This is a genomic window from Acidiplasma sp., assembly GCF_038728925.1.
GTDB lineage: Archaea > Thermoplasmatota > Thermoplasmata > Thermoplasmatales > Thermoplasmataceae > Acidiplasma > Acidiplasma aeolicum.
Map to the genome: position 1 here is coordinate 52,361 of NZ_JAVYSZ010000003.1, position 23,305 is coordinate 75,665.

Below are 23,305 nucleotides of genomic sequence, written 5' to 3' on the forward strand. Positions count from 1 at the left end.
TTATATTCAAAATATTTCGATTATTGCCGATAATTAAATATTATATAAACGAAGAAATATAAATATGTCTAATATTTAAAAATTTTCATTTTATATGGAAAATCCTTTTTTAATTGGATTTCCATTTAAATTATGCAAGTATTTATGTTAATATACATAAAACAAAAATCTTAAATATAACACATATAATTATTATGTTTATTATCGATTTTTGAAGTTTTAATTAGGTTAAAAAAATTAAACATCGGTTATTTAGCATTTCCCCATTAGGTTATGGACATAAAAATAATAATAATCCTTGTAGTAGTTTTATTCCATATTTTATGAATGAAATATATTACAATGGTTATCATTCTTCCATTTTAAACATAACCAATATATTATAATTATGAATAAGCCTCCATGAAAAAGCTCCTTTTATTTGATGTTGATGGAACGCTAATGGAGGAATCGCCGACACATACAGAATCCTTTAATTATGCCTGCAGGAAGGTTTACGGTGTTGAAACTGATATTTATTCATTTCCAAGGCACGGTATGACAGATACCGGCATATTATACGGACTGCTGAAAAGGGCAGGGCTTGATGATGCCAAAATATCAGTTCATATAAACGATGCACTTAAAATAATGCTTGAATATGTCAAAAATAATATAAAACCAGAGGATTATAAATTATTAAATGGTGTAAACACTGCATTGAAAGAATTTTATGACCTTGGATACACACTTGGGCTTTTAACAGGAAACATACAGGGCGTTGCGGAACTTCGTGCTGAAAAGGCCGGAATATCCAAATATTTTTCCACAGGGGGCTATGGAAGTGACAGTATGATAAGATCAGAACTGGTTTCGTATGCATTAAAAAGGCTTGGCATTAAAATCGATTTAATGAATGTTTATTTAATTGGTGATACGCCGCTGGACATAAAGGCTGCCAGGGATGCAGGGGCCAGGGCCATTGCTGTCGCCACAGGAATATATAAAATAGATGAACTTAAAAATGCGGATTTATCATTAAACTCACTGGAGGAAAAAAATAAAATAATAGAATTTTTAAAAAATCAGTAATCATTTGATGCCTTCTCAAGGCTCTCCTTTTTAAGCTCCGGCCCAAGAATAACCTCCGCTATTCCACCGATAATTAGCACAATTCCGGTTGAAACAAAGACGTAAAAAAGCCCATGCGACAGGAGCGCCAGAAGGACAAATGGCCCTATGATTCCACCAAGCCTGCCGAATCCTATTGCGGTTCCAACACCGGAACCCCTTGCCCTTGTTGGAAACATTTCACCTATCTGCGGATAAAGCAGTGCCGCAGCAGCGTATGTAAAGAAGTACATGATTGAAAGAATTGCAATGAATGCAATGAAGTCTATGCTGTGCACAAGGGCGCCAAGTATAATTGCAACTATGCCTGCAAGGATGTATGTGAGCATTATCACCGGCCTTCTGCCTATAATATCAAGGAGGTATGCCCAGACAAAGACGCCGAGAACGCCGGCACCCAACACCACGCTTAATATTAATCCAGTATCCTTTGACTTTATGAAATAAATATTTGTGAATATTAATGGTATAATTGAAAATGCGGCGTAATATGGCCATGTTTCTGTAAAGTTAAGTATCCATGATAATGCTATCCTCTTTTTGTATTTTTTAAATATAACACTGAAGCCCTCTGATGCCTGCGGTCTTCCATAGTCAACCGGAACCTTTACAGTTCCATTTGCAGGGGATAATTTACCCTTCTTCTCCTCTATTTTTTTCTCTATGCCAATAACCAGAAGCTCCGCCTCGTCAACCTTGCCCTTCCTTAATAAATATCTTATTGATTCCGGTAAATCAAGCCTTGCAATGAATATGAAAACTGCAAGAACCACGGCGGTTAAAAATGCTATCCTCCAGCCATAGCTCAATGGCAGGTATGCAATGGCAAAAAATGACACAAATCCTGCAATAAATGTGCCGAAATCAAACATGACACCGTTTCCTGTTCCAACTGAAAAACCCCTGTTTTTCGACGGTGAAAACTCCTCAAGCGCTGTAATTGCCGATCCAAGCTCACCACCTATACCAAAGCCGGCAATGGCCCTTGATGCTGCCAGCATTATATAATCCACTGATGCTGCTGATAGCAGTGATCCAAATGCTATTATTGCCATGGTGATTATAAATAACTGCTTTCTTCCACGTATATCGGCCATGGCCCCAAGAAGGATTCCGCCAAGCATCTCACCCACAAGGAATATTGGTGTGAGTGCCACGGCCTCACTGGATGTTAGGGAAAATAATTTTTCGACTGTTGACAGCGTTGAACCGCCTATTGAGAGTACAAGCCCCTCAAGGAACATTCCACCGGCAAGTATGAACCATACCTTCCAGTGCCACGAACTCCATGGAAGCCGGTCAAGCCTCGGAAGTAAATCTGTTTCAATTTCATTACCATTTTTTTCCATAAATGTTTATATCGTTTTTTCTATATATAAATTTATAGATTATTACATTACTATGGGAAATATATATATTTATGGTAAATGAAAATTAATATTAAAAAAAATTGCTGTAATAATAAATAATAATAATTTATGTACAGTGTAAATACTGGATTAAAAAAGGTTATAAATTTTATAATGCATACATTTAAAAATGCGCTATGTTTATATATTCAGCACAGTTAAGGCATTATGATTTATGGGTTTGAGGGAAGAATACCAAAGATAAGTGATACCGCATATGTTTTTGAAAATGCCACAATCATAGGCAATGTTATAATAGGCAATCATGTATGGATTGGCCCGGGAGCTGTTTTAAGGGGCGATTATGGCACAATAGAGATAGATAATTACTCTGCAGTAGAGGACAACTGTGTGATTCACGCAAGGCCTGGTGAGAAAACATACATAGGAAAGCATGTAACCATTGGCCATTTATCGGTTATACATACTGGTACAATAAGAGATTATGCTGTAATAGGCATGAATTCTACTGTCTCTGATTTTGCAGAGGTGGGCACATGGGCTGCTGTTGGCGAGGGTGCTGTTGTTAAAAACAAGGATAAAATACCGGATGAATCCATAGCTGTTGGTATTCCGGCAAGGGTTATAGGCAGGGTATCCGAGGATTACAAGAGGTTATGGACGGACTATAAGAAAAATTACAATACGTTCACGGAGAGGTATAAAAACAACCTGAATAAAATGTAATTAGGGATCAAATAAATACCTTTTATAGAGTGTCCAAACATACGTTAACTCACGATGTACATTATTTTCCCCCCTGAGATTCCGGTTATTTTATTTGCCATTACAATGCAGTTGTATGAAACTATTATTTCTCCAATTGATACATCATAATTCCTGTGTCTAACATACCAGATGTACTCCATTCCCAGTATTTCCTTAAGAATGGAAAATGTCCTTTCTATCTCCCACCTCAATTTGTATCTTGATGATTCTTTTTTCCTTAATGCTATACCCAGTTTCCTGTTGAATGTTAATCTATCCTGAACAATGCCCCTTCTCTTATTTGTGTCTATAACAGGTATAGAATGTGTATTCTCAAAAATATAATCATATATATCAGAGGAATCATATGCAGCATCCATTAAAATGTAATTATAATTCCTTACAGAATCCATCATTTCAAATGCTATAGTCCTGCCATATGCAGATGCGGTGGTCATCTTCCATTCCATTACAGATAATGAATCGGTATCTATAACTGCATGCACCTTCCTTCCGTATTCATAGCCCATGGTGCTGTATCCCCATGAACTTTTAGGATCCTTGTATTTTCCATTCTTCCTTCTTCGCTGTGCTGTGGTATCCTTACATGTCTTTACAACTGATGAATCTACTGCAGCATTATCATTATCAGGATTTATCATATCTATTATTGATGAATTTATATAATGCCAGTCCATCCTTAAAGATCTATAAGATAATGTCCTGAAGTTTGGTATATCAGTTATATTCAATAACTCCATGAATTCTCTATGGTTATTGAAGAAGTATTTAGATGACCTGTATGATACTCCATATATCTTTAAAATTACAATAATCTTCACAATAAGTTTATTTGAGTACTTTCTGATTCTATCCTCCGCAACTATTTTATCCAACCTTTGCATAATTAATGGGATGTGGTTCGCTGCCATATCCCACCAATAATTTTCAAATTAATAAATATGACAATTGTCGAACAAATTATGAAAGTTTGGACACTCTACCTTTTACTTAAATATTTTATCCATAATTTTAGAAAGATGAAATAAAAATTCTAATTCTCGTAAATTATTGATAATATATTTATGTTATGATAGAAATGATTAAGTAACACCTATCTAATATTTCTATTTATGGTTGATGATAATAAGGATGTTGAACCTGTTAAAAATTATGGACTGAAGAGAAATGCCGTGGGCTTAATCCATGCCGTATTTCAGTCGCAGTCACACGTTGCCCCTGCAGCTGATATCGCCCTGCTTATTACAGGGACGGCCGCAATAGCACTTGGTGCAACGCCCCTGGTCATTTTACTCGCATGGGCCGGTTACTTTCTTCTGGTGAACACCAATTACCAGTTTTCAAAATACATCTCAAGCGCCGCGGGATATTATGGCTTTGCCGCAAACGGCCTTGGAAAAAGATGGGGCATTTTTACGGGCTGGCTATTCCTTGGCAATGAAATGCTTGCATATCCTGCCTTTGCGTTTCTGGGTTCATCATCATTGATATATCTTCTGACACCGCAGATTTCATCAATACCATATCTCTGGATAGTTTTTATACTTCCATTTATGTTCTTTGTATTTATAATAGAATACCTTGGAATAAAGCCATCATTGAACTATGCATGGATAGCCGGATTAATCGAGGTGCTATTTCTAGTCATAACCAGCATTATAATAATTTTCCTTTCAGGGCCATCAAACACAGCCTCAGTTTTTACACTGGCACCTGTTGGCGGCAAGCTACAGCCTGTATTCCTTGCATTTATAATAGGATTTACCACCCTTGCGGGATCAGGATCGGTGGTGGCAATAGCAGAGGAAACAAAGGAGCCAAAGAAAAACATACCAATGGCGCTGGTGCTCGTCATGATAATCGATCTTTCTGTTATACTTGTTACATATGCCCTTACTGTTGGCTGGGGCGTGTCAAATATGGGCACATTTGCAACATCACCTGACCCCGGTTTAATAGTGTATAAAAAATATCTTGGCATAATAGCAGAAATAGCCTTTGCAGTCATAATATATAATAGCTATTTCATGTTTGGTCTGGCGATTAATAACTCACTGTCAAGAACATCCTATGGCATGGCAAGGGATAATATAATATTTCCAAAAAGGTATTTTGCGGTAACGCATCCAAAATATAAAACACCTCATAGAATAATAATTTTAATCACAGTATTTGGGTTCTTCTTTGCACTTATAAATGGTCTCATCTTCGGGCCGTTTAACGGCGGTGTCTATCCTTTCATAATGATAGGATTAATGCTAATACTAACACATATGATCAATAATTTCGCACTCATAAGATACGTTAGGGCCAATAAAATAAAAATGAAGATTCTTCAGCACATAATAATACCGGTAATAGGGTCTGCATTTCTAATACTGGCAATATATTATTCATTTGTACCGCTTCCATCTTATCCCTATTCAATATATGCAATAGCTGCAGGTGTATGGATTATACTCGGAATAATATACGCATTAATAAAATCAAGAAATGTGGAGGAAATTGCAACAGTAAATGTTGATTAAAAAATATATTTTTAAAAATAGCATGCTGCATAATTATTAACCTCATTTACATGCCTCCTTTAATTTAAAATTATTATAAAAATATACCCTCAACATCATTTCTTGTATTTATGTTTAAAGACCTTATTACCTTACAAGATAATCTCTTTATTCCAGAGAAGCATTGTATTTATGTATTTTTTATAATACTAAAATATCATATTTTCCATTGATATCTGGATACGCATATGTTGCCATCCAGTTATTAAGAACCAGTGTAACTCATTGAATTATTATACAGATTTTAATAGTTAATATGTCTATGATGGCTATTTTTATGATTATTTGATCTATATAACCATAATGCATTATCTTGGTAACAAATTAACCTTTGATGAGATCATCTGGATAATAAAAAAGAATAGAAATTTTGAAGATGCGATATCTGCCGGTGAAGCTTTTTTGAATATGCCTGGACTGAATTTAGTTGATATAAATCAGGATTTGCTGGCACTTTCAATGGTTATCATGAAACTGTATAAAACCAGTCCAAGAGATTCAATTCATGCAGCAACTGCAATAACACAAAAGGCAAACATCATTATATCTGAAGACTCCGATTTCGATAAAATAAAGGAATTAAAAAGAAAAAGCATAATAGATTTTAAAATGCATTAGGTTATTCATTTAGATTCATTCAAAACAAATTACACCTTTCATTATTTTATATCCAAATTTTGTTGAGTCTTAACTACAATAGTTCAGATAGTTATTTAATGAGCGTTGAATAATTATACTGCTGGATCGTATATTTTAAATGCCATTAAATTTTTTATTTGTATCTATTAAATCAATAATCAATATTGTAAGCCTTATTATTGAATATTATAAATTGTATACCTTATATTTTATCATAAATATTATCCATGAATTTTTTAAATTCTTTCCTAAAATTAATTTTTGCCTATGGATATATTTTATTTGCCTTTGTTTTAAATTTATTTTTTGAATTCCTCTATTCTTAAATTTTTATTTATTATATTATTTTTAGTTTCTCTTTGACTGTCTTTTCTATTATGTCCTCCACATACGATATGTTTATATTGTCATATTCCATATTTTATTACCTCCTTGGTTCAGAAGAGGTATTTCTCCCTGTTATTTAATGATCATTTCATTATTAATAGAGGGTTTATATTTACACAAAATATGGTACACAACTCATAAAATTTCCTGATATATTCAAGGTTTTTTATATTTACCATAAAATCTCTATTTAAAAATATATTTAGAATAAATATTTATTCATTATAAGATAAATAATAAGTTAGAAAATTCAAATTATTAAAAAAATTATTTTATTCAGCAGAAAGCTTATCCCTTAAATCCATGGCTTTCTTCCACGTTTTCTTTCTTATTAGGCCAACATATCCGCCTATGAATACCGCCATGAATATTATTGAGCTGGTGAAACCCACAACAGCGCCATATTTTATAAATAGAACACCCTCTATTATTGAATTGAATGCACCAACAAGGTTTAACATGCCATTATAGAAGCCATATACAGTGCCTGCGGTACCTGATGGTGAAAGGTCTATTGCATTAACAGCCCATGAACCAACTGTGAGGTTCATCATCCCGGCGCCGGCCGCCAGTAAAAGCACTGTTGGAACTAAAAGGTGTGCTGTTCCTGTGAAGTATGATAGGCCTATCATTACAATCATTATGCTCATTGGAAGCAGTGATCCTATTCTTCTGGCATTTACCTTTGAAAATTTCTTTAGGAGCCCATCATTTAAAGGACCGGATCCAAGGAAGCCCGCAATTAGGGCAGTATCAACCGCTGCTGTGTATATTCCGCTGGTGGTTACTGAATGAACAAATGTAGAGAACAGCAGTGTTGGCAGCCAGTATAGGAATGTGTATAAAATATATCCAAATGATAGGAAGATTAAAAGTGTGCCGATGCCTGCCTGTGTTGTAAAAACCATTCTAAGTGTTTTTCTCCATGCATCCTTTGGGCCAACCTTCTTTTCATTGACCTGCTCCTGATTTTTTCCCTCATTTATGTAGTCAAGCTCTGCCTGATTTACACCCTTATGCTCAGCCGGTGTATCCCTAACATAAAAATACCATATAAGTGCAAATACTATGCCAAGTGCACCAAAGAATATGAAAGGTGCGGGCCATCCAAATAATGCGTATATCGCAACGCCGATGGTGGCTGCGACAACCGGTCCAACTGCCTGGCCTGCACCAGCCCATGTATATGCCTTTGACTCATCGTACCTGTTTGTCCATGTTTTCGCACTTTTTGCGTTTACCGGCCAGACAGGTCCCTCTCCTGCACCCATGAAAAGCCTGACAATCAGCATTGAAATAAAATTAAAGGTTGCAGCTGTCAGCACCGTGAAAACAGACCATATGGCATAAAATGTGGCCATGGATTTCCTCAGGCCAAGCTTATCAACAATTGATCCCCCAGGAAAATTAAAGAGTGCATACGCAAGTGACCAGCCAAATAAAATTAATGAATACTCTGATATTCCTGCTCCCGCAACACCGTATGAGGAAATTGACTTCGTCCAGCCGAAGGCGAAGGCATATGCCGGTGCTGTTATTGTCCATATTTCCCTGTCAGCGTAATTGAACATTATTGCAATGAATAGCATTATTGGAATTATCCACCGAACATTGCTTTTTTTCTGTACGTTTACATTCTCTCTTTTGGTTTCTTCTATCATAAAAACACCATCTATATAACATATATAAACTATATATATTATTTAAATTTATTCATAAAGACTTATATAATATAATTATTAATAAAAGAAATCTACTACTTTTTATAAAATATAAAAATACTAATACTTTTTCATAAAATATTCAAACTCGCCGATCATATTATTGTCCCTTTTTTCCTTTTCAATTTCCCTGAGATTATTCCTCCTGATTTTGCCGCTAATTGTTTTTGGGAGGTCATTAACAAACTCTATTATTTCCGGCAATTTATATGATGGCAGCAACTTTTTAACACCATTAAATATGGTTCTGGCAGTCTCCTCATTCTTCTCATGCCCATCCTTTAATACAATAAATGCCTTTACCTTCTGGTATTTAAGCCTATCAGGACTTCCAACAACAGCGGATTCCAAAACAATACCGGTGGCAATTATTGCACTCTCCACCTCAAATGGTCCAATACGGTAGTCTGATGATTTTATAACATCATCTGACCTGCTGACAAAATAAAAGTTCCCATCGTCATCCCTGTATGCCCTGTCGCCGGTAAGATAATAATCTCCTATGAAGACCTCCCTGTTTTTCTCATCATCAGAGTATCCTAAAAATAAACCGTATGTGCCTTTATAATTTTTTACAGCCATGAGGCCGGGCTCGAAGCTTTTGTTAATTTCGTTCATTTCTTCATCAAGCAAAACAATATTGTATGTGGGCAGCGGCCTTCCCATTGATCCTGGAATTACAGATTTTCCGGGGAGGTTTGCAACCATTGCAGTGCTCTCTGTCTGCCCGTAATAATCCCTGACTGTTGTTCCGAATTTCTCACGCCATTTATTTATAATCTCGGCATTTAAAGGTTCACCGGCACTTACAGTTTCCCTTAAATCCTTAAGTTCAATTCCGTCAAGATTTGCAGAGATAAACTGCCTCCAGGCCGTTGGCGGGGCACAGAAGGAATTAACATGGTATGAACCCAGCACCTCAAGGTATTTTCTAACATTCAGCTTACCGGAATAATCTATTGATAACACTGTGGCACCAGCTGTCAGTGGGGAAAAAACAGAACTCCATGAAAATTTTGCCCATCCCGGTGAGCTTAAATTAACATGTATGTAATTCTCCCTGATGCCTATTGCGGTGGCTGTTGATAATTGTCCTATTGGATAAAGCACTGCGCTGTGGTTCACAGTTTTTGGCATTCCGGTCGTTCCCGATGTGAAGTATTTTATAAAGACATCATTAATGAATAATTTCTCGCCTTCAGCTGTGTTATTTTCATTATTTATCTCCTTAATGTTAATGGCATCATCATAGTTTCCTATTGATATCTTCAATGGCCTATTTTTCAATGACCTTGATATCTTTTTCATATTCTCTGAATCGGCAATTATTACATCAGGTACTATGCTTGAGAACCTGAATTTTAGCTCAAATTCTGTAAGATTTGGGGCCAGTGGAATTAATGTGTATCCAGCCTTAAGGGCGGCCAGCATTATGTACCACTGCTCTGTTAATGCTGGTGACATTAAGTAAATTACAGCAGATTTTTTTATGCCATGTTTCCTTAATAAATTAATTAATTTATTATAATTTGAAATCAACCGGTTATATGAAACCTTAATTTCTATTTCATTTTCCATATTGTAGTATATCACTGCATTTTTATCAGAACCATAAAATTTTTCAAAAATTTCTTGAACCCAGTTGAATGGTTCTGGCGGTTTCATATTTCTTAAATCCTCAAGAATCCTATACCTTTCATCATAATTTTTTTTAACTTTTTCATACAATTCAGTAATGTTCATAAAAAAGAATATATATGGTTAAATAAAAAGTTTTTTATATATTCATTTTTCTTCATTATAAAATAAATGTCTTTATAGGGTTATTCATGAATAAAATATTAAAAATAAATATTTATTAAATATAGTCATCTCTTCTTACAATGTTTTTTGGACTTCCATTAAGGAAGTTTTTTATATTCTTGCAGGCATAAATAAACTGCTGTTCAATGTTATCTGACATGCCACCTATATGCGGTGTTATGATCACATTATCAGGTATTTTTTCATTTATTTTTGGTTCATCCCACCAGACATCAGTGAGATAATATGCGCTGCTATTATTTAAAAAATCAATCATGTCACTATGATTCACTATTTCAGCCCTGCCGACATTTATTATTGCATAGCCATTGAACTTTGAAAGCAAACTTTTATCAACAAAATTCCTTGTATATTTATTTAAAGGCAGTGATATTAATACAAAATCGGATAATTTCATTAATTCATCTGGCATCTTAAACTCAGATATATCATCAGGTTTATAGGTTCTTGTATATGCTATTATTTTCATGCCAAATGCATTTGCAAGTCCTGCAACATGTCTTCCAATTCCACCATATCCAAGTATGCCCAGGGTTTTGCCGTTTAAAACAATGTATGATTTATCATCAAGCCTTTTATAAATGCCATTGTGCAGCTCTGTATTTGACTGACAGATTTTTCTGGTAAATGCAAGCAAAAGTGCCATAACATGCTCTGATACCGGCACAGACCATGCATCGGCATTGCTTGCCATCTTTATGTTTTCTGGTATTAATGAGAAATCCACATGGTTCACACCAGCAGATAGGCTCTGCATAAATACTGTTTTCTTTGATGGTTTGGGCTGCCCTATGAAGAGCACTATGTCGGCATCATCAGAATATCCAGAAACGGTTTCGCATCCTGTAATTTTTCTGCATATTTCATTCATTTTTTCTTTTATTGAATTACCCAATATTGGGGTGTTAACCTGTACCGAGATTTTCATTATTGCATAGTTTATTATTGTTTTAAAAGTTTTTGAGGCAGGAAAATATTTTGGGGTTTTTATGGTTAAAGCAGGAAAACATAGCTTAATCCATAGAAAATTCAGATATTATCATGCAATAATTAATGTTTTGTTAATCCCTGTTCAGTGAACATGTCATGCAGTGCGCCCCGCCATACCCGCCGGTAATCTCGCTTAAATCTATTTTAATGACATCTATGCCGGCATCAAAAACCTTTTTGCTGTCCGGAAACATTCTCCCTGAATTCTCCATGTCGTGAATTGCAATATTTTTTGTATAACTGTCAAGGGCATTTGTTTCAATTAATTTTTTTAGAACCTTTCTTGAATCCACGGCAATTATTTTTCTGTCATTCAGTGTTAAAAAATTTGATGAGTATGCAATTTGCTCGCCAACATCAAGGTCTATAACATTAAATTCCTTGGATTTTATGTAATCATATAAATTTGTTTCATGGTCCTTTTTATAACCATCCCCGGTTTTTACATAAACATCTCCATGTGCAAGTTTTGCAAGGTGCACCGATGTTATCGCAAGGCCATCACCGGCAATGTTGAAATACGTATCAAGGTGCATGTTTATCATGACATTGCTGGCATCAGAGAACTCATATGCAGGATTCCTGACAATCATAATCTCATCGAAATCAATAACGCCAGACCCAATGGCCTCAATGGCACCTGTAATGTCCGTTCTATTCCCTGTGCCTATGAGGGCAAAATCGCCGGCAGGGATAAAATCACCACCCTCGAAAAAACCATCATTAATTTTATTTACATTTTCATTGTATATATCCTTAAAGATAAACTCCATAATTTCAGGTTCAGCATCCCTCTGGCGCATTCGCATTCTTCCCATCAATATGCCGCTGGAAACTGCCTGCTGGTCTCTCATAAAATAGAGATTGGCCAGTGGAAGATTGGAATCGACAGTCGGATACTTGAGGGAATTAATATAATTATCCAGATTAATTGAAAATTTCATTAAAATTGCATTAAAAAGTGATTCTGAATCAATATGATCTATGTTTTTTTCCAGATAATTCCTTGCTTCAAGTGCGGCCCGCTGGTTGCCTGAAAAGTTTATTTTAGACAGTGCAATATCCTCCAGTTTTTTCCTGAAATTCTTATCATCCTCTGATTTTTTAATTACAATATCCTTTAAAATGTCCACATGGACACCATTTTCCCTGAGCACATTAACAAGATTCTCATGCTCTCTTACAGCCATTGAATATTTAAAAGGCCTCTCAAAAAGAAAGTGTTTTGGGGCAAAAAGCGCATATGTTACCTCATTGCCCGGGGAGTGCATAACCACATTTTTTAAACGTCCCCATTCCCTGTCTATTTTCATGTGCTAAAATAATATATTGTCTATTAAAATTTTGGTATGAAAAATAATATTTAATAATCTTTTATTTTAAATATGGATTATTTTTTATTTCTCAGGTATGCATCATCCCCTGTTATCCAGTCTGTTCTTATCGGTGAAAATATATCAATATCAAGTGTGTCCTCAATGGCGACTGCCTCGTGCTTAACATTTGAAGGTATTCTTAAAATTTCACCCTCTCCGACGGTAATTTCAGAGCCATTTATCCTGAATTTTAATGCACCCTTCATAATCCATGTCATCTGCTCATTTTCATGGCTGTGTTCAGGCACAACAGCACCCTTTTTTATCTCAAGCCGGGCTATCATTACTTTATCGCCGTAAATCATCTGCCTTGATAACAGGTCGGTAAGGTTTTCCTTTTTAACACCATCCCATGTAAATTTTGTTAATTCAGTCATTATTAATTGTAAACCATATCATTATAAAAACTTTATGAGAAAAACTTTTTCATTTATTTACCAATTTTTGGACTAAATAAAATTATTAATACACCTTATAACATTAAACATCATGATATCTTTAAAAAACAAAAATGGTATAGTATGTGCTGGAAGCAGCGGCATAGGTGCGGGTATTGTATCGGTTCTTGCATCATATGGTGCAAATATAACCACATTTTCAAGAAACACTGATAAATTATTAATGGTAAAGAACGAAATACTTAATAAAACCGGAAATGAGATTAACATAATAAAGGCTGATCTTTCCAGTAAAAATGACTTATTAAATGTTATAAAATCCTCAAGGGAAAGGTATGGAAGCATAGACTTTCTGGTAATGAACTATGGAGACCCAAAGGTGGATGAATTTTTAAATCTTTCTGATGATGACTGGGAATACAATATAAACATGATGTTAATGTCAACGATTAATCTCACAAAATGGGCCCTTGAGGATATGATAAAATCAAAAAATGGCAGGATTATCTATGTTACCTCCATGACAACAAAGAATCCCCTAAAAAATTTTGCCATATCAAACACATTAAGGTCAGGCATAGTTGCACTGGGAAAAACATTATCAATAGAGCTGGCTCCAAAAAATATAACAGTTAATTCAATTTCACAGGGATATTTTTACACTGACAGGCTAAAAAACATTATAAGGAAAAATGCAAGGGATTTAAATATTGATGAAGCTGATGCAGAGAAATCAATACTTGAACAGATACCTGCAGGGCGTTTTGGTAATCCCCAGGAAATAGGCCATCTTGTTGCGTTTTTATTATCCGATGATGCATCGTACATAACTGGAACAAACATACAGATAGATGGCGGGGCGGTGAAATCAATTTAATAAACATATTTTAATTTTAATAATATTAAAATATTATTTTTTAATGTAAATTCATATGATACCAAGGGTAATGACCGTGGCCAGCACGGATTCAGGCGGTGGGGCTGGCATTATGGCGGATTTAAAGACTTTTACCGCAATGAAGGTTTTTGGCACGGCCGTTGTTGTTTCACTAACCGCACAGAACAGTGTTTCCGTTAAATCAATTTATGAACTGCCAGTATCATTTATAAATGATGAGATGGATGAAATTCTTGATGATATTGGCACAGACGCTTCAAAAACCGGCATGCTTTATTCATCAGAAATTATAAACGCCGTTTCTGAAAAATTTAAACAGTACGATGTAAAAAATATTGTTGTTGACCCTGTTATGGTTTCAAAAACCAATGTCAGGCTGCTGAGGGAGGATGCAATAGATGCCATGGTTAATAATCTCATGAAAATATCATATTTAATTACGCCAAACATACCTGAGGCAGAGGTCATATCAGGTCAAAAAATAAACAATGCAATGGATATAAAATCTGCCGCAAGGGTAATTTATGAGAAGATAGGCACCAATGTACTAATTAAGGGCGGCCATTACAATGGATATTACTCAGATGATATTCTCTATGACGGCCATGATTTTTACAGCTTTAAGGGTAAAAGAATAGAAACAAAGAATACACACGGCACCGGTGATACATTATCAGCATCCATAGCATCATATCTGGCAGGCGGCCACAATCTTTATGACTCTGTATCCATGGCCAAAAAATATATAGAGGGTGCGATAAAATACTCATTTCCCATGGGAAAGGGTTATGGTCCGCTTAACCATTTCTGGATGATAAAATGACAGGAAAAATATCCAAAAAATTTTTTGATGAGAATATAATATCAAGACTCGGTTCAGAATCAGATGACATAGTTGTTAGGCCTGAAAATGGTGTGGATGTTGGCATTATAAAATCGGGTGATAATTATATAGCGGTGACAACAGACCCCGTATCCATTAATATAAACTTTGGGCTTGAAAGGGCTGCATGGTTTGCATTCCATATACTTTTATCGGATCTTTACACCGCCGGCATGAGGGGAGGATACATGAGCATAGACCTTAATTTACCCTTAAAGATGACCGATTCAGAATTTAAAATTATCTGGGATGTAATAAACAGGGAATGCGAAAAATATGGAATATCCATTATAGCAGGTCATACAGCAAGATATTCAGGGACAGATTATCCCATGATAGGCGGTGCAACACTTTTTTCCATAGGCAAAAAATACATTACAACAAAAAATGCCAGGCCTGGAGACAAAATAATACTTGCCGGCAGTGCGGCCATGCAGACAGCATGCATGCTTCTTTATGCATTTCCGGAATATTCAAAAAATAAACTTGATGATAACACCATAAATGAAATAAATAATCTATTTTATAAACTTACATGCGTCAATGCCGAGATCATTTCAATTAATTTTGGAATATGTAATAGGGTCACATCAATGCATGACTGCACCGAGGGTGGAATATTAAATGCGGCATATGAGATAGGCATGGCCTCAGGCAATGGAATTTATATAAATGCTGATAAGATTTTAGTATATAATTCTGTTAAAAGAATCTGTGAAATTTTTAATATTAACCCATTAAGGACAATAAGCGAGGGGACACTTCTTATAACTGTCAGGCCGGAATATGCCGATGACCTGATCTCACAGTTAAATAAGGGTGGCATAGATGCATCAATAATTGGTGAGGTTCTTGATAAATCCTCCGGCATTAAAATGGATTGCATGGGCAAAAAAATTGATATAAATCCGGAGGACGATCAGATATGGACAGCGCTTGAAAAATATAGGGAAATGGGGGTAAGATAATGGAAATTAAGGGTTTATATCTGGTAACTCCTGATTATTATAATGATAAAATTTTTGATATAACAGAAAAAGCGCTTAAAAACGGTGCAAATGTATTGCAGTACAGGGATAAAACAAATAATTATAAAATCAGGATGTATGCAGGGAATAAATTTAGAAAACTTGCCGATGATTATGGCATTCCATTCATAGTTGATGATGACCCGGTGTTAATGGAGATTATTAACGCTGATGGCGTTCATATCGGCAAGGATGATGTGCCATTTGAATTTTTAAAGGAAAAATATAGGGATAAAATCATAGGGGTATCAACATACGGTGACATTGACCTTGCATTAAAATACGAAAAGCTTGGTGCAAGCTATGTTGCCTTTGGATCCTTTTTTAACACCACAACAAAAAAGGATGCAACAATGTGTGATATAAATATACTTGAATATGCCAAAAACATTAAAATTCCTGTTTTTGCCATAGGCGGAATCACACTTGATAACGTTGATACGCTTTTAAAGTATTCAATTTCCGGCGTGGCAGTGGTTTCTGCAATATACTCATCAAACGACCCTGCAGCTGCCACCAGGATGTTCATACAAAAATTAAAAGAATACAATAAATTATAATATTATTTATATATTGCCTCTTGGGTGCATATAAATGAAGATTGAGCAGGCCATGATCACGCAGCTGATGGTTCTTTTAAATGTCAAAAATGGGAAGTACCGGCCATCAGAAATATCAAAGGAACTTGGCATAACACTGCAGGGTGTTGTTTACCACATGAAGATCCTAAGGGATAAGGGCTATATAGGAAGTGACAATAAAATTACCAAGGAGGGTTTTGACTTTCTTTACAATGGCCTGAATACAATAGAGGATTTTGTTCACAGCAGCCTTATAAATATAGATGCCTCACTAATCTGGGAGGCAATTCCGGATAGGGACATAATACCCGGGCAGAAGGTGTATTTATACATGCAGGATGGCTATCTTCATGCATCACCAGATTTTAAAACGGGATCATACGGTGTATCATGCACGAGGAGCAATGCTGGAAAATGTGCCGGGATTACAGGGGTTAAGGGGTTAATAGATGTTAAAAAGGCAAAGATAACAATAATGCTTTTAAAAAATATTGAAAAGATAGAAAATCTGTGCGATTATGAAAAAATTATTTTACAAAAAGTGTCCTCTGTGGAATATGACCTTGCCGGGTCCGTGGGGGAACTTGCATACACAGTATTAAGGGACGGTGGAATTAAGAATAACCTTGAATACAATGCCATAGGTGCAGGCTTTGAGGCCGCAAAAAGGGGTTACAGCACTTTAATATTAATATCTGACAGGTTATTCCATTTCACCATAAATGATATAAGGGAGTTGCAGGCAAAAAATCCTGAAATAGAAATAAATTATATACATGTTTAATAAATATAAAAATAAAAATATATTAAATCAATTATTTATATTTTGACCTAGTCCTTTCTATAATTATAATTGCCTAAGAATAAAAATAAAAATTTTCCATTTTAAAAAATATTTAAATATAAGGTTAATATTAACTCTCTTGTTGAGGTGAAAAAATTTATGGAGGACGATGAAAGTGGTAGTAGGGGTGCACATAATTGCGGATTTATACGGTGTAGATGCAGGGTTAATATCTAGCGCTGACAGCATTTCTCCAATTATGGAAAATGCCATAAAAGAGGGGAATTTGACAAAAATCTCATCACAGTACTATCAGTTCAGGCCCATGGGGGCCAGTGGAATAGCGCTTCTGGCTGAATCCCATCTCTCATTTCATACATGGCCTGAATACGGGCTTGTTACCCTTGATATATACACGTGTGGTGATCGGAGTAATGCAGATAAGGCGTTCAATTATCTTTTAAATGTGCTTAAACCCACCAGCATAGAATATAAGAAACTTGAGAGGGGAAATAAAGTAGATGACAATGTTACAATAACGGATCCATCACTAATGCTGTGATTAATTGAAAAAATCCATAATTATATACCTTTTTTCCCTGTTAATTTATGATATCCTTGTTTTATTTTACAGAATAGATATTAGGTTTAAATTTGTCATAATTTTTGCCATATTAATTTCCATAACCGGCATATACCTTTCAAGCGATATATTTACCGATGTTGCCGCCAAAATTGGCAAAAAATTGGAATTCTCCGGAAAAACTGTGGGAATTTTAATTCTGGGCATTGCATCCGTTTTTGATGAGATTGTCATGTCCCTCATGGCCGCCCTTGAGGGTCATGGGGAAATCAGCTTTGGGTCAATCCAGGGATCAAATACACTTGTTATGCTTGCATTTTTCATTATTATACCATTTTATTATATGAAAACCTTGAAAACCTACCGCCTCGATGCAGTATTTATACTTGCATCATCAATAATTATCCTTGCATTCTCATTCATATATGAGGATATACCTGCATACATTGGCATTATTCCCATGATAATATTCATTATCTATTTTTATATTATAAACAGAAAAAATGTAAAAACAAATACGGCACCAGAATTTGAGGATTATCCATATATATACGGATTAATATCGTTACTTGTAATTGTTCTAGGATCCTATGCCATGATAAGCAGCGCAATTGTGATTTCAGACATTTTTAACATTACCAGCTTTTTTGCATCATTTATTCTTCTTGGTGTCTTTGGGTCAATACCTGAAATAACAATGGTTGGCATAAGCTTGCACAGGCACCGCGTGGGTGAATCAACAGGATTGATTACCGGCAGTACTGTTTATAAAAACACACTTGTTTTTGCACTTGCCGCATTTACATCTGAATTAACGCTTAAGAATAGCTATTTTTCAATAATTTTAATGCTTATAATAAGCATAATCTTCCTGATAATTACTGTATTTGCCAGATAATTTATGGATAAAATTTTTTTAAATGCCCTTTCTAAAATCCCCAGAACTGATTTTCCCTGCGCTTAATTTTTATTATCTCATCAAGTGTTTCCTTTATATCATCTGAAAGTTCCTGATTTTTTAACTCCTTTGCAACACTCTCGGGTATGTCAACGTAAATTGGCCTATCCGGAAAAATGTGCCTGTTAAGTATAACGCCGTCTATTGCGCATGAAACCTCCATGCCGGCGTCCGCAAACTGCCTGTTGACATCGCCATCCCTGAGGCTTTTTATTGTGCCTGCATACTTATTATTTTCAGTTATTAATTTATCTCCAACCTTAACACGGCCAGATAGAACCCTAATACCAACAATTACAGGCTTTGCAGCCCTAAAAATGTAATCCGGCATAATGATAAACTTCGATGGTACAGGTCTGGCATTCTTTTTCTCCTCCTCCAGCTCATGTTTTTTGTCTGAAAGCCATTTGCTGGCCTCCTCAATTAATGAGTATATGACATCTCCTGTTATTACCTTAATATCAGATGATTCCATTGCCTCCCTTCCATCCGGTGATATACCGACATTAAAGCCTATGATTATCCTTTCAAGCGGGTCATTCAATGTTGATACGTTTATAATATCCTTTTTTGTGATGTCTCCTATTGATGCCTCCCTTATCTTTATGTTGTTCTGATCAAGCTCGTATGCGACGGCCTCAAGCGATCCAAGAGCCTCGGCCTTTATTGTAACACCATTTTCTGATACATTTATATTTGGCTTTGATTCCCTGGTAAGCTCCTCAAAGGCCTGTTCCGGGTTATCCAGAATTTTTATTATTGACGTACCCGGTGTAACATCCAGCTTATCTGTAATAAGTATCCTGATTCCTGCAGCCGCGGAAACCTTGTCCTTTTCCATAATGCCCTTATTACTGGAATTTACAAGAATGGCCTTCACCTTTGTTGTCTGCGGCCCGTTTGCAGTGTTCAGTGCAATGGTATCACCACGAGCAAGTGTACCCTGATATAATATTGTGTCAAGTGTTGTTCCAAGGGAACCCTCCTTTTTAACCTCTATAACAGTGCCACGCGTTGATTCATCACTAAATTTAATTTCATTTTCAAGGAATTTCTGTGCCAGACCGGTTAAAACCATTAATATATCCGCTATTCCTATATTTAATTTTGCGCTGACCGGCACAATGGCAAATGTTTTTGTAAAATCTGATATTCTATCATAGCGATCTGAGGAGATTCCATGGACATAAAGCTGGTTTATAATATTGTAAATGCGCTTATCAAGTTCTTCCCTGTATTCCGGCCTCTGTATTTTAAATACCTCATAAAATGATTTGTTTTTTGCAGAAATAAAATAGGGTATTAAATCTATTTTATTTGCTGCTATAATAAATGGTGTTTTAAATTTTTTAAGTATATCTATGGATTCTATGGTCTGGGGCATTAACCCCTCGTTTATATCTATGACAAGAATGGCTATATCCGCAAGTGCGCCTCCCCTTGCCCTCATATTTGAGAATGCGACATGCCCCGGTGTATCTATAAATAAAAGTCCGGGTATTTTTATTGAAACGTTCCTGAATGTATTCTTTACTATCTTTTCAAGAAGATTTTTATTTATATCTGTTGCACCTATCTTCTGGGTTATGCCACCGCTTTCCTTCTTTGCAACAGTTGTGCCCCTAATATCATCTAACAACGTTGTTTTGCCATGGTCAACATGACCAAGCACGCATACAATTGGCTCCCTCAAATTATTTTTTGCAGTTTCCATCTCTATTTTACCACAATTTCATTTTCATTAAAGAATATTGGGTACTCATGTTCATATGATTCCTTTGAATCTGAAGCATGCACTATATTTTCCTCTATGTTGAGTGAAAAGTCCCCGCGTATTGTGCCTGGAGCTGCCTTGGAACCATCAGTTGCACCGCATATATTCCTGCATGAAACTATTGCATTATCGCCCTCCCAAATCATTGCAACTATTGGCCCTGAGGTAAGGTATGAGACCAGGTCTGAAAAGAATGGTTTCAGGCTGTGCACACTGTAGTGCATCTCTGCCTGCTGTTTGGTAACTGTCATAAACTTCATTGCCAGCAGCCTGAGGCCTTTATCCTCAAATCTCGATATTATCCGGCCTATTATGTGGCGGGATACGCCATCTGGCTTTATAAGTATCAGTGTGCGTTCCACGCTCATGCCTTTCTCATCTCTTTAATTCTATGATACTCATTTGTCCATTTTGTGTTCCTTGCAGCCCTCTTTAAATCTATCATGTTTACCTTGCATTTCTTGGAACAAAAGTTAAGTATGGCACCATCCTTTCTCACGTATATCATGCCTGCTGCAGGTTCTATATCAGCACCGCAAAAAGTACATTTTCGATTTTCCATTAAAATCACCTAATTGATAGCCTTCTGGCCTCCCTTGCAGTTTCCCTCAGCATGAGTATATCACCAACCGCCACCGGGCCAAGCACATTTCTTGCTATGATTCTTCCCTGATCCTTGCCAGAAAGAACCCTGACCTTTACGGTTGTGGCCTCCCCGGTCATTCCGGTTCTGCCCATAATTTCAACAACCTCTGCTGGTGTAGCATCATCATCCATGCTGATCACTCTTCCTTATTTTCAGATTCTTTTGCCTCTTTGGGCTTTTTTTCTGATTTCTTTTCCTTCTTCTCTTCCTTTGCCTCGGGCTTCTCCTCTGCTTCCTTCTTATCCTCCTTCTTGCCCTCCCTGGCATTGTTTATATCGGAAATCAAGGTTTTATATGCCTCCTCGTTTTTCCCGTAATCCACAACTGCTACGGATGCGGCTGAGGCTATGCCGACCTTTACACCAAGGTCCGCCTTCTTTTTAACATATGTGTATGGCACCTTTCTTTCCTCGCATAATGTTGGAAGATAAAATACAACATCAGCAGGTGAAACGTCCTCGGCTATAACAACAAGCTTTGCCTCTCCCCTTTCTATTGCCTTTACAACCTCATTTGTGCCCTTTTTAATCTTTCCTGACCTGTATGAATTTTCAACAAAATCAAGAGACTCTTTTTCCAGCGATTCGGGAGCTTCAAATTTTACATATGTGTTTTCCATACTAATCCTCCTTCATTTTTTAGAACGTATTATAAACACCAATATAAATATTGCCCGTGCATAAACTGCACCTTTATTAAATTCGTTTCCATTAATGGCAAATAATATATTAAAAAAAAATATACATAATAATGGATGATGAAGAATTTGTTAAAAATACTGCAAGGCGTATTTTAAGCATTCCGGCAGTATCCCCGGAAAACGGTGGCAATGGTGAGTTAAAAAAGGCCGAGGAGATTTTGAATATACTGGATGAAATGGGATACAAAAATTATGAAAAATATTATGTGGATGATAATTTTGGAGTTACAAGGCCGAATTTTGTTATTAAAACCGGCAACTTTGAAAAAACGCTGTGGATAATAGTCCATATGGACACTGTCCCTGCAGGTGATGTAAAATTATGGGCGCATGATCCATATGATGTGCATATAGAAAATGGCAATATATATGCAAGGGGCGCTGAGGACAACGGCCAGGGATTGCTTACTGCACTTTTGCTCCTTAAAAAACTCGATTTAAACAAAATGAGGCTAAATCTTGGAATAGCATTTGTAAGCGATGAGGAAACAGGAAATACATACGGAATAAAATATTTGATTTCAAAAAATATTTTTAAACCGGATGATTTAATAGTTGTTCCTGACGCCGGCACAGAGGATGGAAATATAATAGAAACTGCAGAGAAGAGTGTTTTGTGGCTGAAATTTACTGTAAGGGGCAGGCAGGGACATGCCAGCATGCCACAGGAGGCATTGAATGCATTCCGCCTTTCATCAAAATTTATTACATTTTTTGATGACGAGCTCCATAAAACATTTTCAATAGAAAATAAAATGTTTATACCCAGTGTTTCCACCTTTGAACCAACGAAGCATGAAAAAAATATAGATAATATTAACACAATACCCGGCGAGGATATTTTCTACTATGATTGCCGTATCCTTCCGGGATACAATCTTGAGGAGGCAATAGAGAACATACAAAAAATGGTAACGGATTTTACTAAAAAAAATGGTGGTGAAATAGACATGGATGTCATTGAATCAGAACCATCACCATCATTTAACATGGAAAATTCTGAGATTGTCTTAAAACTTAAGGATGCCATTGAAAAAATCAAGGGTAAAAAGGCAATGACTGTTGGCATCGGCGGATCAACATTTGCAGCATTCTTAAGGGCCAGAAATATTCCTGCCGCAGTGTGGTCAACAACGGTTATTGAAAACGCTCATATGCCCAACGAATTTTGCCGTATCGATGATATAATTGGCGATGTAAAAATTTATGAATACATTTTATATAATTAAATTTCTTAAAAATAATAAAAAATTATTTTAAATTCAATTAAATTAAATAATTTTATTTTTATGCGAAAACTTATAAAAGAAATAGCCTTAC

At 35.9% G+C, this 23,305-nt stretch carries 24 protein-coding genes; 12 read left to right on the forward strand and 12 right to left on the reverse strand.

Going from position 1 to position 23,305, the window contains the following annotated elements; translation table 11 throughout:
* Positions 1–402 precede the first annotated feature (402 nt).
* Complete coding sequence (locus QXW15_RS02220) at positions 403–1,071, forward strand: HAD family hydrolase (RefSeq protein WP_054963756.1); 669 nt, start codon at positions 403–405, stop codon at positions 1,069–1,071.
* Here QXW15_RS02220 and QXW15_RS02225 read toward each other — a convergent pair.
* Positions 1,065–2,459, reverse strand: a complete 1,395-nt coding sequence (locus QXW15_RS02225; protein WP_048101042.1) for an MFS transporter — start codon at positions 2,457–2,459, stop codon at positions 1,065–1,067. The genes QXW15_RS02220 and QXW15_RS02225 overlap by 7 nt on opposite strands.
* Positions 2,460–2,687: 228 nt before the next feature.
* Here QXW15_RS02225 and QXW15_RS02230 point away from each other — a divergent pair, with 228 nt between their 5' ends.
* Positions 2,688–3,206, forward strand: coding sequence for a gamma carbonic anhydrase family protein (locus QXW15_RS02230; protein ID WP_048101043.1), 519 nt, complete (start codon positions 2,688–2,690; stop codon positions 3,204–3,206).
* Positions 3,207–3,250: 44 nt separating this feature from the next.
* Here QXW15_RS02230 and QXW15_RS02235 read toward each other — a convergent pair whose 3' ends face one another.
* The gene (locus tag QXW15_RS02235; protein ID WP_342789893.1) at positions 3,251–4,159 is read right to left on the reverse strand and encodes a transposase; all 909 of its coding nucleotides are present in this window, start codon (positions 4,157–4,159) and stop codon (positions 3,251–3,253) included.
* Between the two features lie 201 nt (positions 4,160–4,360).
* Between QXW15_RS02235 and QXW15_RS02240 the strand changes: the two genes are divergently transcribed.
* Together QXW15_RS02240 and QXW15_RS02245 are read left to right on the forward strand one after the other, a co-directional pair.
* On the forward strand, positions 4,361–5,776 hold the full coding sequence (locus QXW15_RS02240) for an APC family permease (RefSeq protein ID WP_342789894.1): 1,416 nt from the start codon (positions 4,361–4,363) through the stop codon (positions 5,774–5,776).
* A 342-nt stretch (positions 5,777–6,118) separates the two neighbouring features.
* The gene (locus tag QXW15_RS02245) at positions 6,119–6,433 is read left to right on the forward strand and encodes a type II toxin-antitoxin system VapC family toxin (RefSeq protein ID WP_054964154.1); all 315 of its coding nucleotides are present in this window, start codon (positions 6,119–6,121) and stop codon (positions 6,431–6,433) included.
* A 680-nt stretch (positions 6,434–7,113) separates the two neighbouring features.
* On the opposite strand, the gene QXW15_RS02250 is transcribed toward QXW15_RS02245, so the two are convergent.
* From QXW15_RS02250 to QXW15_RS02270, 5 genes are all read right to left on the reverse strand, one after another.
* Entirely contained in the window at positions 7,114–8,502 is a 1,389-nt protein-coding gene (locus QXW15_RS02250; RefSeq protein ID WP_197065840.1) for an MFS transporter, read from the reverse strand.
* Between the two features lie 120 nt (positions 8,503–8,622).
* Positions 8,623–10,305 (reverse strand): AMP-binding protein, encoded by a 1,683-nt coding sequence (locus QXW15_RS02255; RefSeq protein WP_342789895.1) that lies wholly within the window; start codon positions 10,303–10,305, stop codon positions 8,623–8,625.
* Positions 10,306–10,420: 115 nt separating this feature from the next.
* Entirely contained in the window at positions 10,421–11,314 is an 894-nt protein-coding gene (locus tag QXW15_RS02260) for a 2-hydroxyacid dehydrogenase (protein WP_052656669.1), read from the reverse strand.
* Between the two features lie 133 nt (positions 11,315–11,447).
* Positions 11,448–12,689, reverse strand: a complete 1,242-nt coding sequence (locus QXW15_RS02265; protein WP_048101047.1) for an arginine deiminase family protein — start codon at positions 12,687–12,689, stop codon at positions 11,448–11,450.
* A 77-nt stretch (positions 12,690–12,766) separates the two neighbouring features.
* Positions 12,767–13,129: a cupin domain-containing protein gene (locus tag QXW15_RS02270; protein WP_048101048.1), complete on the reverse strand. Its 363-nt coding sequence runs from the start codon at positions 13,127–13,129 to the stop codon at positions 12,767–12,769.
* A gap of 112 nt (positions 13,130–13,241) precedes the next feature.
* Between QXW15_RS02270 and QXW15_RS02275 the strand changes: the two genes are divergently transcribed.
* From QXW15_RS02275 to QXW15_RS02305, 7 genes are all read left to right on the forward strand, one after another.
* Complete coding sequence (locus QXW15_RS02275; protein ID WP_342789896.1) at positions 13,242–14,027, forward strand: SDR family oxidoreductase; 786 nt, start codon at positions 13,242–13,244, stop codon at positions 14,025–14,027.
* Positions 14,028–14,082: 55 nt separating this feature from the next.
* Positions 14,083–14,871, forward strand: a complete 789-nt coding sequence (gene thiD / locus QXW15_RS02280; RefSeq protein WP_236689080.1) for a bifunctional hydroxymethylpyrimidine kinase/phosphomethylpyrimidine kinase — start codon at positions 14,083–14,085, stop codon at positions 14,869–14,871.
* The gene (locus QXW15_RS02285; protein WP_054964228.1) at positions 14,868–15,899 is read left to right on the forward strand and encodes an AIR synthase family protein; all 1,032 of its coding nucleotides are present in this window, start codon (positions 14,868–14,870) and stop codon (positions 15,897–15,899) included. Before thiD ends, QXW15_RS02285 begins: the two co-directional genes overlap by 4 nt.
* The gene (gene thiE / locus QXW15_RS02290) at positions 15,899–16,519 is read left to right on the forward strand and encodes a thiamine phosphate synthase (protein WP_054964229.1); all 621 of its coding nucleotides are present in this window, start codon (positions 15,899–15,901) and stop codon (positions 16,517–16,519) included. The genes QXW15_RS02285 and thiE overlap by 1 nt, the downstream gene beginning before the upstream one ends.
* Positions 16,520–16,553: 34 nt before the next feature.
* On the forward strand, positions 16,554–17,324 hold the full coding sequence (locus tag QXW15_RS02295) for a transcriptional regulator (protein WP_054964230.1): 771 nt from the start codon (positions 16,554–16,556) through the stop codon (positions 17,322–17,324).
* Between the two features lie 169 nt (positions 17,325–17,493).
* The gene (speD, locus tag QXW15_RS02300) at positions 17,494–17,886 is read left to right on the forward strand and encodes an adenosylmethionine decarboxylase (protein ID WP_054964231.1); all 393 of its coding nucleotides are present in this window, start codon (positions 17,494–17,496) and stop codon (positions 17,884–17,886) included.
* A gap of 4 nt (positions 17,887–17,890) precedes the next feature.
* On the forward strand, positions 17,891–18,805 hold the full coding sequence (locus tag QXW15_RS02305) for a hypothetical protein (RefSeq protein WP_054964232.1): 915 nt from the start codon (positions 17,891–17,893) through the stop codon (positions 18,803–18,805).
* 31 nt (positions 18,806–18,836) lie between these two features.
* On the opposite strand, the gene infB is transcribed toward QXW15_RS02305, so the two are convergent.
* The 5 genes from infB to rpl7ae are packed head-to-tail and all read right to left on the reverse strand — an operon-like array spanning position 18,837 to position 21,904.
* Positions 18,837–20,579 (reverse strand): translation initiation factor IF-2, encoded by a 1,743-nt coding sequence (gene infB, locus QXW15_RS02310; RefSeq protein ID WP_054964233.1) that lies wholly within the window; start codon positions 20,577–20,579, stop codon positions 18,837–18,839.
* 2 nt (positions 20,580–20,581) lie between these two features.
* Positions 20,582–21,007: a nucleoside-diphosphate kinase gene (ndk, locus tag QXW15_RS02315; RefSeq protein WP_048101057.1), complete on the reverse strand. Its 426-nt coding sequence runs from the start codon at positions 21,005–21,007 to the stop codon at positions 20,582–20,584.
* On the reverse strand, positions 21,004–21,201 hold the full coding sequence (locus tag QXW15_RS02320; protein ID WP_048101058.1) for a 50S ribosomal protein L24e: 198 nt from the start codon (positions 21,199–21,201) through the stop codon (positions 21,004–21,006). The genes ndk and QXW15_RS02320 overlap by 4 nt, the downstream gene beginning before the upstream one ends.
* A gap of 5 nt (positions 21,202–21,206) precedes the next feature.
* Entirely contained in the window at positions 21,207–21,416 is a 210-nt protein-coding gene (locus QXW15_RS02325; RefSeq protein ID WP_048101059.1) for a 30S ribosomal protein S28e, read from the reverse strand.
* A 5-nt stretch (positions 21,417–21,421) separates the two neighbouring features.
* On the reverse strand, positions 21,422–21,904 hold the full coding sequence (gene rpl7ae, locus QXW15_RS02330) for a 50S ribosomal protein L7Ae (RefSeq protein ID WP_048101060.1): 483 nt from the start codon (positions 21,902–21,904) through the stop codon (positions 21,422–21,424).
* Between the two features lie 131 nt (positions 21,905–22,035).
* Between rpl7ae and QXW15_RS02335 the strand changes: the two genes are divergently transcribed.
* Positions 22,036–23,214, forward strand: coding sequence for a M20 family metallo-hydrolase (locus tag QXW15_RS02335; RefSeq protein ID WP_048101061.1), 1,179 nt, complete (start codon positions 22,036–22,038; stop codon positions 23,212–23,214).
* Positions 23,215–23,305: the final 91 nt, after the last annotated feature.

What these genes read in the sequence shown, in the direction of transcription:
- QXW15_RS02255 (WP_342789895.1), bottom strand. Translation starts at nt 10,305, where the DNA reads ATGAACATTACTGAATTGTATGAAAAAGTTAAAAAAAATTATGATGAA.
- ndk (WP_048101057.1), bottom strand. Translation starts at nt 21,007, where the DNA reads ATGAGCGTGGAACGCACACTGATACTTATAAAGCCAGATGGCGTATCC.
- QXW15_RS02245 (WP_054964154.1), top strand. Translation starts at nt 6,119, where the DNA reads ATGCATTATCTTGGTAACAAATTAACCTTTGATGAGATCATCTGGATA.
- QXW15_RS02250 (WP_197065840.1), bottom strand. Translation starts at nt 8,502, where the DNA reads ATGATAGAAGAAACCAAAAGAGAGAATGTAAACGTACAGAAAAAAAGC.
- QXW15_RS02230 (WP_048101043.1), top strand. Translation starts at nt 2,688, where the DNA reads ATGATTTATGGGTTTGAGGGAAGAATACCAAAGATAAGTGATACCGCA.
- QXW15_RS02285 (WP_054964228.1), top strand. Translation starts at nt 14,868, where the DNA reads ATGACAGGAAAAATATCCAAAAAATTTTTTGATGAGAATATAATATCA.
- speD (WP_054964231.1), top strand. Translation starts at nt 17,494, where the DNA reads ATGAAAGTGGTAGTAGGGGTGCACATAATTGCGGATTTATACGGTGTA.
- QXW15_RS02275 (WP_342789896.1), top strand. Translation starts at nt 13,242, where the DNA reads ATGATATCTTTAAAAAACAAAAATGGTATAGTATGTGCTGGAAGCAGC.
- QXW15_RS02240 (WP_342789894.1), top strand. Translation starts at nt 4,361, where the DNA reads ATGGTTGATGATAATAAGGATGTTGAACCTGTTAAAAATTATGGACTG.
- infB (WP_054964233.1), bottom strand. Translation starts at nt 20,579, where the DNA reads ATGGAAACTGCAAAAAATAATTTGAGGGAGCCAATTGTATGCGTGCTT.
- QXW15_RS02265 (WP_048101047.1), bottom strand. Translation starts at nt 12,689, where the DNA reads ATGAAAATAGACAGGGAATGGGGACGTTTAAAAAATGTGGTTATGCAC.
- QXW15_RS02260 (WP_052656669.1), bottom strand. Translation starts at nt 11,314, where the DNA reads ATGAAAATCTCGGTACAGGTTAACACCCCAATATTGGGTAATTCAATA.
- thiE (WP_054964229.1), top strand. Translation starts at nt 15,899, where the DNA reads ATGGAAATTAAGGGTTTATATCTGGTAACTCCTGATTATTATAATGAT.
- QXW15_RS02320 (WP_048101058.1), bottom strand. Translation starts at nt 21,201, where the DNA reads ATGGAAAATCGAAAATGTACTTTTTGCGGTGCTGATATAGAACCTGCA.
- QXW15_RS02220 (WP_054963756.1), top strand. Translation starts at nt 403, where the DNA reads ATGAAAAAGCTCCTTTTATTTGATGTTGATGGAACGCTAATGGAGGAA.
- QXW15_RS02270 (WP_048101048.1), bottom strand. Translation starts at nt 13,129, where the DNA reads ATGACTGAATTAACAAAATTTACATGGGATGGTGTTAAAAAGGAAAAC.
- rpl7ae (WP_048101060.1), bottom strand. Translation starts at nt 21,904, where the DNA reads ATGGAAAACACATATGTAAAATTTGAAGCTCCCGAATCGCTGGAAAAA.
- QXW15_RS02325 (WP_048101059.1), bottom strand. Translation starts at nt 21,416, where the DNA reads ATGGATGATGATGCTACACCAGCAGAGGTTGTTGAAATTATGGGCAGA.
- QXW15_RS02295 (WP_054964230.1), top strand. Translation starts at nt 16,554, where the DNA reads ATGAAGATTGAGCAGGCCATGATCACGCAGCTGATGGTTCTTTTAAAT.
- thiD (WP_236689080.1), top strand. Translation starts at nt 14,083, where the DNA reads ATGATACCAAGGGTAATGACCGTGGCCAGCACGGATTCAGGCGGTGGG.
- QXW15_RS02335 (WP_048101061.1), top strand. Translation starts at nt 22,036, where the DNA reads ATGGATGATGAAGAATTTGTTAAAAATACTGCAAGGCGTATTTTAAGC.
- QXW15_RS02235 (WP_342789893.1), bottom strand. Translation starts at nt 4,159, where the DNA reads ATGGCAGCGAACCACATCCCATTAATTATGCAAAGGTTGGATAAAATA.
- QXW15_RS02225 (WP_048101042.1), bottom strand. Translation starts at nt 2,459, where the DNA reads ATGGAAAAAAATGGTAATGAAATTGAAACAGATTTACTTCCGAGGCTT.